Below are 15,857 nucleotides of genomic sequence, written 5' to 3' on the forward strand. Positions count from 1 at the left end.
TTGGGGTTGTCGCGAGAGCCGCGCCCTCGACGTCATGCCACCGGCGCGGCTGCGGGGCTCAAGTGGTAGGCGGCGCCTCCGCGGACGGCGTCCCGGGCGCCCCCGATCGCCTCGTGGGGAACCCCGGGAGATACGGCGCTCACCTCGGACAGCCGGGCGAATTGCTCGGGGGTCAGCTCCACGTCGAGAGCGCCCAGGTAGCTGTCGAGCTGGGCGAGGCTGCGTGGCCCGATGATCGGGACGAACGGGGTCGCCGCCCGGGCGGCACGCTCGCGGATCCAGGCGACCGCCACCTGGGCGGGGGCTGCGCCGGTCTCCTCGGCGACGCCCAGGACGGCGTCGACGACGGCGGTCTTCCGGTCGGTGCTCTCGGTGTGGATGACCGCTCCCAGGCCGGTCAGTCGGCCCTCGTCGGAGCGGCGGTACTTTCCGGTGAGCAGTCCGCCGCCGAGTGGGGACCACAGCGCCGCGCCGAGTCCGAGGGCCTCGGCCATCGGCAGTAGTTCGCGGTCGGCGGTTCGCTCGGCGAGGCTGTACTCGACCTGGATGCCCGCCACCGGCGCCCAGTTCCTCCAGTCCGCGAGCGTGGCGGCGCGGGAGACGCGCCAGGCGGGGAAGTTGGACAGGGTGGCGTGGTGGATCTTGCCGGAGCTCACCAGGTCGTCGAGCCCGCGCAGGATCTCCTCCATCGGGGTCAGGTCGTCGGGGAAGTGCACCCAGAGCAGGTCGATGTGGTCGGTGCCAAGTCGCTTCAGGCTCGCCTCCACGGACGCGGCCATGTTCTTGCCGCTGTTGCCCGTGCTTGAGACGCCCGGCTGCGGCGTCGCCCCGTTGGTGAACTTGGTGGCCAGCACGAAGTGGTCCCTGGGCCGAACCCGGCGTCCGGACCGGCAGATGCGCTCGCGGCCCATCACGAGATCGGTTCCAACTGCGCACTTGCGCGTGCCCGGGTCAATCCGGAGCACGTCGCCAACCGCTCCCGGGTCCCTCTCGGTGGCCGTCGAGGGCAGGCGTTTCACCCGGGCGACGGTCGAACCGACCGGAGACCGGACTCGGGGCGAACCTTGACCGGTCCCAGTGTCGGCACTTGACGGCGACCGGGCATTGGCCGAGCGGGTCAAGCAGGTCTGGGTCGCCTTGGCGGAGGAGACCGTGGTCGGCCTGCCCGCCGGCACGGCCACCGAACTGCCCGGCCTTCTCAACGCCCCGACCCGCAACGTCGACACCAGGCGCCCCGCCGACCCGGCGGGCGCGGTCGGACTCACCGGGGAATACGAACCGAGCGGTCTGGCGTGGGTCCGCGACCACGTCGACCGGGTCCACCGCACCGGCACAACCGACGGCGTCACCATAAAGGACCTGCCCACGGTGCTGATGACCTACCGGGGCGCCAAGACCGGCAAACTCCGCAAGACCCCGGTCATGCGCGTCGAACACGAAGGCCGCTACGCGGCCGTCGCGTCCAACGGTGGCACGGCGACCAATCCGCAGTGGTTCGCCGGTGTGCTCGCCGAGCCCGTCGTCGCGATCCAGGACGGGAGGACCACCCACACGTACCGGGCGCGCGAGGTCTCCGGCGACGAGAAGGCCCAGTGGTGGGCCCGCGCCGTCGACGCGTACCCCGACTACGCCGAATACCAGCGCAACACCGACCGCCGGATCCCGGTCATCGTCCTCGAACCGCTCGTCGGGAACGGCCGGGCCGGTTCGACCCGATCGTGAGGGGTGGGGCCGGCCCCGCTGACTAGGCCGTGACAGACGGGGGACGGGCGAGATAGGCGGTCTTGGCGTCGGCGGAGAACCCGCATGCCCGGTAGAACGCGTGGGTGCCCGGGTCACGGGACCCGGTCAGCAGCATCGCCTTGTAGCAGCCCGCCTCCCAGGCGGCCTGCAGCGTGGCATCCATGATCCGACGGCCGAGACCGGTACCGCGCAGCCTCGCGTCGACCACGACGTTCTCGATGACCGCGTACGGCGAGGCCGAGCGGGTGAGGTTCGGGATGACATTGAGGTAGGTGGTCGCGACGACCTCGCCCGCGCTCTCCAGGGCGAACAGGTGCAGGCCGGGCGAGCGCAGGATCCGGACGAACACAGCCGCGTCCGCGCCATCGCAGCTCGGCGGGTCCTCGGGCTGCAACTGCCGGTACAGACGCAGGATGGCATCGAAATCGCCGGGCCCTGCCTCGCGGAACACGATCATGCCGCCAGGCTACGCGGGCGGGCCGCCCCTGATCGGCGGCGGGCTGTGGCCCGATGGCGGACGCAGCAGGCTGCCATCACGAGGAGGACCACCATCGCCGCAAGGACGTCGAACCCGCCGTCGGTCGCCCCGACGTCGGCGGCGCCGTGGTTACTTGTCGCAAGCGATGTCCCTACACCGCAAGCATCTGCTTCTTTCAGGCTGCGGGGGCGAGTTCGGCGCGGCCGAAGAGCAGTGCCCAGCCGGAGGGGAGCCGGGTCAGGATGCGGGTGAGGAGGTCGGCGCCGGCGAGGGTGGCGACGACGGTCAGGACCGATCCGGTGTCCCAGCGTGCGACGCCGGGGGTGGTGTCGGTGCGGGCGGCGATGTCCTTGACGAAGCGCAGGCCGTTGGAGGGTCGGGGTTCGGCGGTGTACGCGGTGAGTAGGAGGGCCGCCTCGAGGGGGAGCCGGGCGGCGAGGTCCAGGCGTTCTCGTCCGGCGAGTTGGCGGCCCAGCCCGGCGAGCACGACGCGAATCGCGTCCTCGGCTTGGGCCCGGGTGCGGTAGGCCCCTTCGAGGCGGACCTGGTCCACCAGTTCGGTGTAGGTGCCCACCGTCGTGGTCGGAGAGGGTTCGGTTCGGGTGTGCATCGTTGCGGATCGCCTTTCCGATCTCGGAGTCGGATGGGTGTCGGCGGAGGGAAGCGTCGGTACGGCGCGGGCGGGCGAGGGCATACGAGTGACCGCGATCCCGTGAAGGCTTGGGCTCATGTAGCCGCTCGCGCATGGTGGTTGGGGGCGGGCGGCGGGCGTGCCCCGTCTCGGCGTGCCCGCCGCCCGCCCCGTGCCGCGGTGTCGGGGTTCTGCGTCAGGCGGTGATGACCTTGCGGTCGGCGGCGCCGCCGATCGGGATCTTGCGGGGCTTGGCGCGTTCCGCGATGGGAATCCGCAGGGTCAGTACGCCGGCTTCGTAGTCGGCGTCGATGCGTTCGGTGTCGAGGGTGTCGGCGAGGACGATCTGGCGGGAGAAGACGCCCACGGGGCGCTCGGACAACTCCACCTGCACCTCGTCGGCCTTGGCGACGGGTTCGCGGCGGGCCTTGACGGTGAGCATGTTGCGCTCGACGTCGATGTCGATCGCCTCGGGGGTCACGCCCGGCAGGTCGAACGCGACCACGTACACCTCGCCGTCGCGCCAGGCGTCCATCGGCATTGCGGTCGGCCGGGAGGCGGCGCCGGGTACGAGGAGTTGCTGCGCGAGCCGGTCGAGCTCGCGGAAGGGGTCGGTACGCATCAACATCGCGAGAACACCTCCGAAAGTATCGGTCGGTAGCGCCCTGACGGGCCACCCGAAACTGTTGTAGCATGTCATCGGAAGGATGACAAATACATGGGTCGTCCAAGTGATGACGTCGCAGGAGATGACGTTGTGAGAGAGGCTCCGGTGAACGCGACCGACCGACCCGACAACCCCGCCGCACGGCCCGCGTCCTTCCTGGCCGCCGCCGCGGCCCTGGAAGCCATCGACCGAGCCGTGCGCACGGCCCAGGACGGCGACGCCGGGCCGCCGCACCCGGACGAGGGCCCCGAACAGGCATTGGCCTCGCTGCTGTTGCTCCGCGAGATCCGCGAGCGGCTCGCCGGATGGGAGAGCGGGCTGATCGAGAACGCCCGCGACGCGGGCGCCAGTTGGGCGGACCTGGCCCACCCCCTGGGCGTGGCCAGCCGGCAGGCGGCCGAGCGCCGCTACCTGCGGCTGCGTCCGGGCCCCGCCGGAACCACCGGCGAACAACGCGTCACCGCCACCCGCGAACGCCGCGCCGCCGACCGCGCCGCCGGCGCCCGGGCCCGCGACAACGCCGCCGACCTGCGCCGCCTCGCGGGCCGCATCACCGCACTCACCGACCTCCCGGCCGCATCCCGCGCATGTGTGGGAAGACTGGACCGGGCCCTGGGCCAGGACGACCCGACCGCCCTGATCGACCCCCTCAACGCCGCCCGTGCGCACCTGGCCACCGCACACCCCGACCTGGCCGCCCGCATCGGGGCCCTCGTGGACCCGCCCACCGCGACCGGCCACGCCGCGCCGACATGACCGTCGACCCGCCTTCCGTGCGGGTCGAGATCTCACGGGTCCGGCAGGCGCAGGAGCTTGCCGGTGTGCGGGGCGCCGCCACGCCCCCGATGCACGGCATCAGACACCGGTCGGATCACGGCCGCCGTGCAGACTGTCCGAACCGCGTTGCGCACCTACCTTCCGTGCCTCGTGCCCGAGCAGGTTCGGCCGAGGACGTCCGGGACTTGTCGAGTCTGCGCAGGGTGCGGCCCGCGTGGCGCGGCATCGCGTTGCCCGTCGGTACCGCTGGTCGGGCACGGGGAGGCGGTGCGGGTGGAGGCGGGTGAGGGTTCCCCGGGCGGGACGCGTGTTCCGGTCGGTATGTCGGCGCGTGCGCCGCAACGGAACGCGAAACGCGCGGCGGGTTGTGCCCGGCTCGGTGCTCCGAGTCCGGTACTACCCGCCGCGCGTCGTGGCGTCGCCAGGGGGCGTGTCTACCAGCGGTACCAGCGACCTCGGCCGCCCCCGACGCCGGCCGATCGGAAGACGAAGCCCAAGGCCCACACGACCAGGACGATCACGGCCAACCACCACAGCGCCTTCAACGCGAAACCGGCGCCGAAGAGGACCAGAGCAAGAAGCAGGACCAGCAGCAGGGGAATCATTTTCGTCTTACCTCCGACCCGTCGTGTCCGTCACGGACCCGCTTGTGCCCCACCCTTCGGGGCGCATACCTGGGAAAGGCCTTCTTTTCGGCCGGGCGCGATCCGGAACGGGATGAACGCCTTTCCCGCCGGCGTTTCCGGCGCGGGGTGTGCCGCACACCGCACATGCCGCGGTCGCGCCCGACGGCGGGTCATCCACGGGGCGGGCGCTCGCCGCGGCGTCGTGTGCCCGGGGTCGGCGCCGCGTCGTGCGTGCTCTTCGCGTCGGCTCGCCCGGCTCCTGACCGAGCCACCCGAAGGCCTCGCGAGGTGCATCCGCAACGGTGGTCCTCGCGCCCGACTCGGGCGGCGTCGAGGTCTTCCCCTGCTCGCGCGGGACCTGACCGCCGCGCACAGCCGCCGGGCGTCGTCCGCGGCACGGGGGTGGCGAGGCGGGCTGTGCGGGCGTCGTGAGAGCGACATGAAACGACGTGCATCCTCCGCGCGCCTGCCCCCGCGCTTGCGAGCGGGTGCCCCTACCCGAACTCGGGAGGCCGGGCGGAGGACACGACGAAGACCCGATCGTTTGCGATCGGGGTCCCGGAATCCCTGAACGCCGGGGCACAGTCCTGCGGCCAACGCAGGAAGGAGGAGCCGTGGACTGCGCTCGCCGGTGGCTCGTCCCGTGTTTCGCGTGGCGTGTCCCGTCGACGTGCGGGGTTCACTCGGGTGAGCGAGTTCGTTGCCCGCGTCGGCGGACGGGACCAGGCCGGCTCGGTTCGCCGGGACGCGGCGTGGGCTCGTTTCGCGTGGTCACCACGGCCCCTTGGCGACGAGGATCGAGGCGTCGTCGTGGTGTTTGCCGGCGCCGCGCAGGAGGTGTCCGGCGATGACTGTCGGGGAGTGCCGGAGGACTCCGTGGAGGGATTCGGGGTTCCATCGTTGGGTGAGGCCGTCGGAGTGCATGACCAGTGCGCTGCCGGTCGGTAGGGGGTGGGTGGTGGTGCGCGGGGTGCGCATGCGGTGTCCGGCGATTCCGGGCTGTGACGGCAGGCTGGTCTTGGTGGTGGGTGTGACGATTGCGGCGGCGGTGTCGCCCACCCCGCAGAACAGCACGCGTGCGCGGTCGGGTTCGATGCGCGCGACGGCCACCGCGACGCCCCGGGTACCGGCCAGGGCCCGGTGGATGGTCTGCACGGTCTCTTCCGGTGATCGGTTGCCTCCGGTGTGGAAGGCACGGATCGCGGCCCGGGAGGCGGTCTCCGCCAGGGGGCCGTGGCCGAGTCCGTCGCACAGCATCACCGTCACCGCAGCCCCCGTGCCGAGGGCGGTGGACGCGGAGGCCGGCGCCGACCAGGGTATGGCCGGGGCCAAGGCACGGACACGGGCATCGGCCGTCGGATCACCCGGGGCGGGCCCGGGTGCCTCCGTCCCGGTGTCGTCCCGGCGTGCCGCCCAGCCGTCCCCGCACGCGGGCGGGCCGTTGCCGCGCGGCATCGCCCCGCTGATGGGCCGGGTCACTCCCGCCACCACGGATTCCGACGGTTCGCCGGGGGTGCCCCGCAGGCGCGAGGTCGCGCCCCGCGGCCAGAACCGGGCGAGCATGACGGTCCCCTGTCCGGCGGCGGAGTGCAGGTCGAAGGTGTCCGCGAGGCGGGCGACCATGCCCAGGCCGATGCCCAGGGTGCCGGTGGTCGAGCGGCCGTCGCGCATGGAGGCGGCCACGTCCGCCATTCCCGGTCCGTGGTCCAGGGCCAGGAATTCGATCCCGGCGATCTGCGGAGTCCGCACGATCCGCAGCACGATCGCCCCGGCGACGGCGTGTTTGGCCAGATTGGAGGCGGCTTCGGACACGGCCAGGGCGACCTCGCCGGCGCGGTGCTCGCTCAGCCCGATCCGCGCGGCCAACCGGGAGGCGGCCCCCCGGGCGCCGATGAGGCTGTCGCGGAACCACGCCACGTCCTCGCTCTCCAACAGCACGACGCTCACCGCATACGCCCGGCGGTGCGCGCCGCGGCGGCGGGTCGCTTGATGTCGGTACGGCCGTGGTTCAGGACGACTCCAGGGTGAAAGGGCGTACCGGCGGCGGTTCCACCGGTCCTGCCGGCGGCCGTATGCCCCCGAAAGGCAACGACGATCGCCTTCGAACGAACCGCACCGGCCGGACCGCCGGCGAAGCGGCTCGTGGGCTGCGGTTCGCCGATGCCGGGCAGGGCCGTCGCCCGGCGCCCAGGCGACACCGGGGCGCGTCGAAGCGGCCCCGGCACCGGTGGGGGCGACGACTCCCGCTCCTGTCCCGGTCCCCGACTGCCGCTGCCGGTATCGGATGCCCCGAAGCCGCCTCCGGGACGGAGGCTTCGAGTCTCCGGGGAAGGCCCCTCGATGTCGGGAAAAGATTCCCTCCTCCCGCAACACCGCAAAATCTATTGCGACGGGAGTAGACATTACATGGTCGTGTAGTTATGGTTTCTCTCGTAGCCCAGAGGGACCGAAGGGCCCGGCAGAGACGAACTGCCGGGCGGCAGTACGTGGTCGCAGTACGCAGGACGGTTCGGCGGTGGAGTTCCGAAGCCACGGTTTGAGCGACAGGGCGACGGGACGGCCACCCGGATCGGGTGGCCCGCAGCAACAGGGGCCGCCGCAGGCAGTGGTCCACGCAGTGGCAGTACCGGTGCGTGCAGGTCGCAGTACCCGGCAGTGGAATGGGTGAGTAGTACCTCGGTGAAGGCGTCGGCTGCGGGCGCGCGCACCGGGAGGTTCGGCAGTGGGGTTCCAAGCCAAGCGGACGCAGGACGGGCGACGGGGCTGATTGTCGAAGGGTGGCGCCATGAGAGGTCACCGAAAGTCCGCATCACCGGTAATACGCAGTAGAGCAGTCGAGCAGTTGATCATTCGAGGGAAGAACGGAGGAGCCGGGCGCCATCGGGATCGCCCGGGCGGACGTCTTGGGCCCGGGTACCGCAGGACATCGATAGTGAGGTGGTCTCCGGTCGAGCAACCGCGATCCCCGCACCCCCGACGGCAGTTCGGTCGGGTGGGCGGAAACATGAGGCCGGCGCAGTATCACGGCCGGCAGATGGTGTAGCAGTTCCTTCGGGGCCCCGGTGCCGCACGGCACCGGGGCCCCTCCACGCGTTCCACGAAAGGATGCGCGATGGGCAGGTACGCGGTTCTCGTGGCCCCGGACCTCCCCTCGCTGCGGGGCCCGCCTCCGGCCGCAGCGGTGACCCGGAAGCCGTCGATCGGCGGTCCGCAACGCCGCGACCGGGCGAAGCCGGACCCCGGATCCGGGCGAAGACCCCGAGCAGGCCCCGGCCTCGCTGCTGTCGCCGCGCGAGATCCGCAGGACGCCCCGAGTGGGCAAACAGGCTTGAGCGGGACCGCCCGCGACGCGGGCGCCGGTCGGAGGGGCCCGGCCCGACCCCTGGGCGTGGCAGGCCGACGGGCGACCGAGCGCCGCCGCTGCCCGGGCTCGTCGGGTCCTTGCCGGGAACGGAGGGTCACATCGGTGGGGTTGCGCGGCGGCAAGTGATCGTTCGTTACCGAGCGAGTCGTTTCCGCATTCGAAGACACCGGAAAATCTACCGTGCCCGAGGTAGACATCAGGGGAGTCGGTGGGTATGTTTTCTGTCGTAGCCAAGCGAATCAGTGAGGCGCGACAGAGACGAACTGGCGCGCGTTGTTGAGGGTTCGACAGCAGAGTCCCGGGGCCGTGTGTTGTTCGGCGAAGGGTTCCGGAGGCTGGTTGTCGGGCCGAGGAGAAACTGAGGGCGGCCCACGGCCGTCGTGCAGGACGAGCAGTAACCCGGCAGTACCTGCAGTTCGGTTGTACCCGCGGTGGCATTACACGTTGCACAACGCCAGGAAAGGAAGGAGTGAACGCCATCCGGATCGCCCGCTCGGTGCGGTGAGGTTGTTCGGCCGAGCGGGATCCGTCGAGAACACCGGTACGAAAGGTGGTCCGCGGTCACGCAATTGCGATCCCCGCAGCCCCGCCACGTGAGGCGGATGCGGAACAGGTAGGCCGACACGTCGGTGTCGGTGGATGGTGTGGATTTCTTTCGGGGCCCTGGTGCCGTACGGCACCGGGGCCCCTCGACGCGTTTTCCTGACAACCCCGACACGGATGTGAACTCCAGAGAGGCGCCGATGGCACCCGTATCCGGCTTGACCCCGCCCAAGGCCGACAGGCTCGACGACGACGACTACCCCGCCTACACCATGGGCCGCGCGACCGAACTGATCGGCGCCTCCCAGGGCTTCCTGCGCGCGATCGGCGACTATGGCCTGATCACCCCCCTGCGCTCGGAGGGCGGCCACCGCCGCTACTCCCGCTACCAGTTGCGCATCGCCCAACGCGCCCGCGAGCTCGTCGACCGGGGCACCGCCGTCGACGCCGCCTGCCGCATCGTCATCCTCGAGGACCAACTCGAGGAGGCCCTGCGCCTGAACGCCGAACTGCGCGACGCCAACGAGACCCGGCCGCAGGAGAGCCCCTGACCCGCCGAGGACGCCAGGCGCGGCGCCCTCACGGGCACGCGTCCCGGCGCGGATCGACGCCACCGCGGTCGAAACCGCCGGGTCCGGTCCTCCCCGAGAAGCCGCCGGGGTCCTCGTCACGAGGCGGCAACCCCTATCCGGAATGCGGCGGAGCCCGCGACGAGGACACCCAAGCGGGCCGTGGGCCCGGTCGATGATCGGAGGCAGCGATGGAGCCGGACCCGGCGGACATGGCCGCCCTGGCGAAGCGATTGGCCGCGGCGGCGGACCAGTTGCTCCTCGCCGTCAAGGGCATGGACGACCTCGGCTGGTCGACCGACTCGTACAACAGGTCCCACCTGCGCGACATCGCGAGCTGCCTCAGCAGCAGCGCCGCGCGCATCACGGCCCTCCAGGGCGGGCCCGGTCCCCGTGACGACGCACCCGGGCGCGCGCGCTGACCGACGCGACGGCACCCGCGTGGCACGCCGCCGATCCCGCCGCCGGACCCGTCGACATCGGCAGGCGCGGACGCCGACGGCAACCTCCGACCGGGCGACCACCGAGGGATCGGGGAAGAGGTCCCGATAAGGCCCGCCGTTCGTATAGCCAAAGCGAGGCGATCGAGGCCGCGCTGCTGGTCAGTTCGGCTGCAGCCGCTACGCGACCGCGATCATCGGCCGACTCGACCTGCTCACCGGAGCGTTGACCTGGGTCAACCGCGGCCACCACCCGCCGATCGCGATCCGCAACGGCCAAGGGGTCGCCACCCTGGAACGCCCGCCCGCGCACCCGATGGGCACGGCCATGGGCCTGTCGGTCGAGCTGTATGACGAGCAGCTCGAACCCGGCGATCGGGTCCTGTTCCACACCGACGACGTCACCGAGGCCCGCAACCCCGAAGGCGAGATCTTCGGCCCCGACCGGTTCGTCGACTTCGTCATCCGCCACATAGCGGACGGTCTGCCCCCGCCCGAGACCCTGCGCCGACTCATCCGAGCGATCTGCGAGTACCACCACTACCGGCTTCGCGACGACGCCACCATCCTGCTCCTGCAATGGCACGGCGCCGGCATCTGACCGCCCTTGACCGGGGAACACCCTGCTTTCGGCCGGCGTGCCCGCTGCGCGGGGTCAGACCGCGGCGAGGACGTCCACCAGCATCAGGCGCGAACTCCCGTGCCGCATCCGCCGTATCGCCGCCGGCACCCACCCGCGCGCCGACGAGCCGACCTGCCGCCGCACCCACGCCGCCGATCGACGCGGCACTGCCGCTCGGCGGGCCGCCGCCGGCCCCGCCCGACGAATTGAGCCAAGGGCCGCCCGGATCGAGGCGGCCCCGGGGCGGGCGTGCACGGGACGCGGATGCCGGTGTGCGTCGGGGTGGGGGACGCCCAGGTCGGCCCAGACGGTCTTGCCGCCCCGGTGCTTGCGGACGCCCCAGTCGGTGGTGATCGTGTCGAGGATGTGCAGGCCGAAGCCGCCCTCGTGTTCGGGGCCGGTATCGCGGCGCGTCGGCATCCGGGGGTCGGTGTCGGTGACGGACAACCGCACCCCGCGCCCGGTCCGGCGCAGGGCCAGGACCACGTCCCCGTCGGTGTGTACCTGGGCGTTGGTCAACATCTCCGACAGGACCAGGACGGCCGCGGCCACGCGATCCTCGTCCCAACCCCAGTCGGCGAGGGCGGCTCCCGCAGCCGTGCGGGCCCGGGCGGAAGCCCCGGTCCGTCGTGGCACGCGCCACCGGACGAGACAACGACGACGTCGAGGCATGACCTTCCTCACAGGCACGTGGGCGGACGGCGGACGGTGTTCCGACGCGACCTCGGTATACGGGCCCGGGCACGGAGCGACTCGCTCGCGTCCTCGTCCGGACGGTCCTCGAGCGCGGGATCGGAGCGGGAGACCACGAATCCACCGTAGGTGCCGTGACCTGGCCGTTCGTGCACCATCGGCGATCCTTTCCCGAGGCCGGCGCCGTCGTGCCCGCACACCTGCCCGGCGACCCGCGCCTTACGCGTCGCCCGATCGAGTGGATCGGCACTCGGCGCCGCGAATGCCGTATTTCGGATGCCGCCCCCGGCGGGAGGGGGACGCGTTACTGCCGTCGGCGCGGAATCCGACCCCCGAACGGGTGTACGCCCCGCGGCGTGGGGCACAATGCTCCGGCCCACAGCCGGCCCGAAAGCAGGAGGACGCCGACATGAACCGCACCGCCGCGACCGCCTTCCCGGCCCCCGACGCGACCGCGACCGCCGCAGCCGGGGACGGCGCGCTCGCCGATCTGCCGATCGTCGACGACCCGGGCAGTGTTTCCGCCGTCGACGCGCGGGCGATGTCGAAGGTCCTGTTCGACCGGCTGCGGGTGCTGGAGGAGGGCACGCACGAGTACCAGTACGTGCGCAACACCCTGATCGAACTCAACATCCCCCTGGTCCGGTTCGTCGCGGGACGCTTCCGCTCGCGCCCGGAGACCACCGAGGAGATGGTCCAGGTCGGCACGATCGGCCTGATCAAGGCCATCGACCGCTTCGACCCCTCCTGCGACGTCGAGTTCCCCACCTTCGCCGTCCCCACCATTTCCGGCGAGATCAAGCGCTTCTTCCGCGACACCTCCTGGGCCGTGCACGTCCCGCGCCGCCTGCAGGAACTGCGCCTGGAACTGGCCAGGGCCCGCGACGCGTTCACCACCGAACACGACCGCGAACCCACCCCCGCCGAACTCGCCGACAAGCTCGGCATCGGCGTCGAGGAGGCCGTCGAAGGCCTCACCGCCGCCGCGGGCTACACGGCCGCCTCCCTCGACGCCCCGGCCGGCGACGACGGCCCCACCGAGGTCCACGCCTCGCGCGCCTCGTTCGTCGACCCCGGATACGACCTTGCCGAAAACCTGCACACCCTCAAGCCACTGATCGCGGCCCTGCCGCAGCGCGAGCGCGACATCCTGTCCATGCGCTTCGGCCAGGACCTGACCCAGTCCCAGATCGGCGAGCGCCTGGGCATCTCCCAGATGCACGTCTCCCGCCTCCTGGCCCGAACCCTGACCGGACTGCGCACTCAACTCCTCGCCGACTGAAACCCGATCGAGGTACGCGATGCCCGGGGAACGACCGCGTCGCCTGGTTCGCAACCGCGCGTGGTGGACCTTCCCACGCACCACATCGGTCAAAACTCCGATGAACATGGGCACCATCGCCCCGCTGCTGATCTGTCCGCGGATGACCGAGGCGCTCGCCATCCCAATCGTCGGAAGGTGCCGCATGAGCACTCGGGAGAACACGGAACACGCCGACGGCACCGATGTGACGGCCCGGGGCGATGTACCGGCCCGCAAGCAGCGCCTGCGACGGCGACTGGAGCGCCTGCTGGGCATGGCGGCCACCGAAGGCAACGAACTCGTACCTTTGCGTAACGGTGATGCGATCTTCCCCGCCATGCTCGACGCGATACGCGGCGCCGAGCACACCATCGACATGATGACCTTCGTGTACTGGCGAGGTCGGATCGCTCGCGACTTCGCCGCCGCGCTCGCCGACCGGGCCAGGGTCGGCGTGCGGGTGAGGCTGCTCCTCGACGGCTTCGGCGCCAAGGAGATCGAGCGGGACCTCCTCGACGTCATGGACGACGCCGGTGTCCAAGTGGCCTGGTTCCGTAAGCCGTTGTGGCTGTCGCCGTTCAAACAGAACCATCGCTGCCACCGCAAGGCCCTCGTCGTCGACGAGCACACCGCCTTCACCGGCGGCGTCGGCATCGCCGAGGAATGGTGCGGTGACGCCCGCAACCCCGACGAGTGGCGCGACACCCACGTCAAGGTCCGCGGCCCGGCCGTGGACGGGATCGCCGCCGCGTTCGCACAGAACTGGGCCGAATGCCACGACGAACTCTTCGACGACCGTGACCGCTTCACCGGACACGACCAGGTCGGGACCTCGATCGTCCAGGTCGTGCGCGGCTCGGCCGGCGTGGGATGGCAGGACATGCAGACCCTCATCCGCGTCATGCTCACCTCCGCCGAACAACGTTTCCGCCTGGCCACCGCCTACTTCGCCCCGGACACCTACTTCGTCGACCTGCTGTGCGCCACCGCCCGCCGCGGCGTCACGGTGGAAATCCTGCTCCCCGGCCCCCACACCGATCAACGTGCCTGCCAACTCGCCGGCCGGCACCACTTCAGCCGACTCCTCGAAGCGGGCGTGCACATCCGCCAGTACCAGCCGACCATGATGCACGCCAAGATCATGACCGTGGACGGGGTGGCGTCGCTGATCGGCTCGACCAACTTCAACCGCCGCTCCATGGACCACGACGAGGAAGTCATGCTCGCCGTCCTCGACGAGACCTTCACCGCGGAACTGGACCGGGACTACGACGCGGACCTCGAACGCAGCGTGACCATCGACCCGGACCGATGGCGGCATCGGGCCGCCGGGCAACGCCTGCGAGAGGCGGCGGTCCTCCCCATCAGACGGTTCCTGTAGCCACCCGAAACGATCGATGGGGCCGCCCGACCGATACCTGCGAGATTCGCTCAAGAGCGACGTGGCCGCGCCCCGGCACCCATACGCCGTCTCCGCGCCGTTCACCACCACCGAGCCGGATCACCGGGCGGATCCTCTCGGGCAGGCCGGGAAGAGCGCGGCCCGACGGCCGACGGGGGTGAGCGGGCGTCGGACCGCGCGAGCGTCGACCACGGGGGAAGCCGGCGCCAACGGACGACTTCCCCAGCCACGGAAGGCAACACGTCTGGGACCCTGGGCAATCACGGCCGTCACCGAGCGGCCGAGTGGCGAACCATGCACAGAGGAGCCTCGTCCGTCGCCGTCGACGGATCAGCCTTGGCCGTGCGAGAACCGGGCCGAGTCCGGGTACCGGATTTCGGGGCCGGGGCCGGGTCGGGGGCCGTGCCAGTCCAGGCACAGGACGGTGGCGTCGTCTTTGGGCGGTCTGCCGTCGTAGGCGTCGGCGACGGCGGCGACCAGGGTGCGTACGACCTCGCGCGGGTGCTCGGCGGCCGTCTTGCGGACGAGGCCGGGCAGGTCGACGGTATGCGCTTCGCGGTCCTGCATGCCGTCGGTGTGGAGCAGGAGGCGGTCGCCGGGGTGCAGGTCGAGGTTTTGCACGCGGTAGCCGCCCTGTCCGACGACGCCGAAGGGCAGATTCACCGCCAAGCGCAGTTCTTCGATCGTTCCGTCGCGCAGTCGCAGGGGCCAGGGGTGGCCGGCGTTGACGAGTTGGGCGCTGCTTCCGTCGAGGCCGATGCGCAGGAGTTGGCCGGTGGCGAAGGTCTGCCGGCCGTGGTCGAGGAGGGCCTGGTGGGTCTGGCGGGCCTGTTCGGCGAGGTCGGCTCCGGCGCGGCGGGCGCCTCGGGAGGCGTTGACCAAGAGGGTGGCCATGAGGGAGGCGTCGACGTCGTGGCCCATGGCGTCGGTGACGGACAGGTGCAGGGTGTCGTGGTCGAGGGCGTAGTCGTAGGTGTCGCCGGCGATGTCGGAGGCGGGGACCAGGGCGCCGGCGAGGGTGAATTCGGGGGCTTCGCAGGTGGGGGCGGAGGGCAGGAGTTGGCGTTGGATCTCCGCGGCCAGGCTGACGGTGGTGCTGCGGTTGCCCCAGTGGTAGAGGTCGGTGAAGCGGCGGTCGGTGACGATGATGTACGCCAGCGCGTGCGCGGCCTCCTCGACTTGGGCCAGCACGTCCGCGGTGACGTGGGCGAGGAACAGTTCCAGGACACCGATGGTGTCGCCGCGGTTGGTGACGGGGGTGAGTACCCGCTGCCCCTGGTCGCCCTGTGGTGTCACGACCGGCTTCTGGGCGCGCAGGACCTCGTCGTAGACGCTGCTGCCGGCGAGAGGGACCTGTTCCGCGTGGTGCTCGTGGTCGGTGGCGGGGGTGTCGTTGACCCGCAGCAGCCGTCGTCCGACGACGTCGACGAACAGGAAGGACACGTATCGCGCGTCGAAACGCTCGCGCAGATTGTGTGCCACGACATCGAGGGAACGCACCGGCGCGGCACCCTCCGCAGCCGCCAACACCTCGGCCAGTCCAATCCGTTCACGCACCAGATCACTCCCCAGGCCACCGGCACTTCTCCGTGCCGACACGACAACAGCCACAACCGCGACGCATCGCGGCGGGAACCCGCCCCCACCGGCCCCGGGAAGTCGGGATCGAGCCAGGACGGCGAGTGGGTCTCGCCTGCCTGCGGGGCCGGTGTGGTGCATTTCCCGGGGTGAGTGTGCCCCGCTCAAGGTCATGTATTGCCAGGACTCGACGACGGCGGATCGACCGCTCGGGCCCGCCGCCGACCTTCGACACGGGGCCGATGGCGGCCTCGGGAGGTGATCGTCGGTGCTCTCATGTCCGGTGGTGGGAGTATCCGGACTTTTTACAGTCCTCGTCGCAACGGTCGTGTCCCGTGGGGCCGGTGGGCGTTGGGCCGGGCGGCGTGCGGTGGCGGTTGGTGCGGGGGCGCGGGCCGGGTCTTTCTTCCCCGAGGACCCG

14 protein-coding genes and 1 pseudogene are annotated in these 15,857 nt (G+C 71.4%); 7 read left to right on the forward strand and 8 right to left on the reverse strand.

What is annotated here, in order from left to right; genetic code table 11:
• Nucleotides 1-32 precede the first annotated feature (32 nt).
• Nucleotides 33-866, reverse strand: a pseudogene (locus OG948_RS57785) (aldo/keto reductase); the annotation flags it as partial.
• 211 nt (nucleotides 867-1,077) lie between these two features.
• Here OG948_RS57785 and OG948_RS57790 point away from each other — a divergent pair.
• Nucleotides 1,078-1,722, forward strand: a complete 645-nt coding sequence (locus OG948_RS57790; RefSeq protein WP_331773086.1) for a nitroreductase family deazaflavin-dependent oxidoreductase — start codon at nucleotides 1,078-1,080, stop codon at nucleotides 1,720-1,722.
• Nucleotides 1,723-1,744: 22 nt separating this feature from the next.
• Here the strand turns inward: OG948_RS57790 and OG948_RS57795 are convergent, their stop codons facing one another.
• The 3 genes from OG948_RS57795 to OG948_RS57805 form a co-directional block, all read right to left on the reverse strand.
• Nucleotides 1,745-2,200, reverse strand: a complete 456-nt coding sequence (locus tag OG948_RS57795; RefSeq protein ID WP_331773087.1) for a GNAT family N-acetyltransferase — start codon at nucleotides 2,198-2,200, stop codon at nucleotides 1,745-1,747.
• A gap of 196 nt (nucleotides 2,201-2,396) precedes the next feature.
• Entirely contained in the window at nucleotides 2,397-2,831 is a 435-nt protein-coding gene (locus OG948_RS57800; RefSeq protein WP_331773088.1) for a DUF2267 domain-containing protein, read from the reverse strand.
• A gap of 217 nt (nucleotides 2,832-3,048) precedes the next feature.
• Nucleotides 3,049-3,480, reverse strand: coding sequence for an Hsp20/alpha crystallin family protein (locus OG948_RS57805; RefSeq protein ID WP_331773089.1), 432 nt, complete (start codon nucleotides 3,478-3,480; stop codon nucleotides 3,049-3,051).
• A gap of 144 nt (nucleotides 3,481-3,624) precedes the next feature.
• Here OG948_RS57805 and OG948_RS57810 point away from each other — a divergent pair, with 144 nt between their 5' ends.
• Nucleotides 3,625-4,275, forward strand: a complete 651-nt coding sequence (locus OG948_RS57810) for a type III effector protein (RefSeq protein WP_331773090.1) — start codon at nucleotides 3,625-3,627, stop codon at nucleotides 4,273-4,275.
• Nucleotides 4,276-4,730: 455 nt separating this feature from the next.
• On the opposite strand, the gene OG948_RS57815 is transcribed toward OG948_RS57810, so the two are convergent.
• Nucleotides 4,731-4,901 carry a hydrophobic protein gene (locus OG948_RS57815; protein ID WP_331773091.1) on the reverse strand — a complete coding sequence of 57 codons (171 nt, stop codon included), beginning with the start codon at nucleotides 4,899-4,901 and terminating at the stop codon, nucleotides 4,731-4,733.
• Nucleotides 4,902-5,693: 792 nt separating this feature from the next.
• Nucleotides 5,694-6,869: an ATP-binding SpoIIE family protein phosphatase gene (locus tag OG948_RS57820; protein ID WP_331773092.1), complete on the reverse strand. Its 1,176-nt coding sequence runs from the start codon at nucleotides 6,867-6,869 to the stop codon at nucleotides 5,694-5,696.
• Between the two features lie 2,160 nt (nucleotides 6,870-9,029).
• Between OG948_RS57820 and OG948_RS57825 the strand changes: the two genes are divergently transcribed.
• From OG948_RS57825 to OG948_RS57835, 3 genes are all read left to right on the forward strand, one after another.
• Nucleotides 9,030-9,380, forward strand: a complete 351-nt coding sequence (locus tag OG948_RS57825; protein ID WP_331773093.1) for a MerR family transcriptional regulator — start codon at nucleotides 9,030-9,032, stop codon at nucleotides 9,378-9,380.
• A 209-nt stretch (nucleotides 9,381-9,589) separates the two neighbouring features.
• Nucleotides 9,590-9,820, forward strand: coding sequence for a hypothetical protein (locus tag OG948_RS57830; protein WP_331773094.1), 231 nt, complete (start codon nucleotides 9,590-9,592; stop codon nucleotides 9,818-9,820).
• Between the two features lie 229 nt (nucleotides 9,821-10,049).
• On the forward strand, nucleotides 10,050-10,439 hold the full coding sequence (locus OG948_RS57835) for a PP2C family protein-serine/threonine phosphatase (RefSeq protein WP_331773641.1): 390 nt from the start codon (nucleotides 10,050-10,052) through the stop codon (nucleotides 10,437-10,439).
• A 54-nt stretch (nucleotides 10,440-10,493) separates the two neighbouring features.
• Here OG948_RS57835 and OG948_RS57840 read toward each other — a convergent pair whose 3' ends face one another.
• Nucleotides 10,494-11,096, reverse strand: a complete 603-nt coding sequence (locus tag OG948_RS57840) for an ATP-binding protein (RefSeq protein ID WP_331773095.1) — start codon at nucleotides 11,094-11,096, stop codon at nucleotides 10,494-10,496.
• 466 nt (nucleotides 11,097-11,562) lie between these two features.
• Between OG948_RS57840 and OG948_RS57845 the strand changes: the two genes are divergently transcribed.
• Nucleotides 11,563-12,435 (forward strand): RNA polymerase sigma factor SigF, encoded by an 873-nt coding sequence (locus OG948_RS57845; RefSeq protein WP_331773096.1) that lies wholly within the window; start codon nucleotides 11,563-11,565, stop codon nucleotides 12,433-12,435.
• A 184-nt stretch (nucleotides 12,436-12,619) separates the two neighbouring features.
• Nucleotides 12,620-13,837: a phospholipase D-like domain-containing protein gene (locus OG948_RS57850; protein WP_331773097.1), complete on the forward strand. Its 1,218-nt coding sequence runs from the start codon at nucleotides 12,620-12,622 to the stop codon at nucleotides 13,835-13,837.
• A 351-nt stretch (nucleotides 13,838-14,188) separates the two neighbouring features.
• Here OG948_RS57850 and OG948_RS57855 read toward each other — a convergent pair whose 3' ends face one another.
• Nucleotides 14,189-15,418: a PP2C family protein-serine/threonine phosphatase gene (locus OG948_RS57855; protein ID WP_331773642.1), complete on the reverse strand. Its 1,230-nt coding sequence runs from the start codon at nucleotides 15,416-15,418 to the stop codon at nucleotides 14,189-14,191.
• Between the last annotated feature and the right edge of the window lie 439 nt (nucleotides 15,419-15,857).

It is taken from the genome of Embleya sp. NBC_00888 (assembly GCF_045207655.1).
GTDB lineage: Bacteria > Actinomycetota > Actinomycetes > Streptomycetales > Streptomycetaceae > Embleya.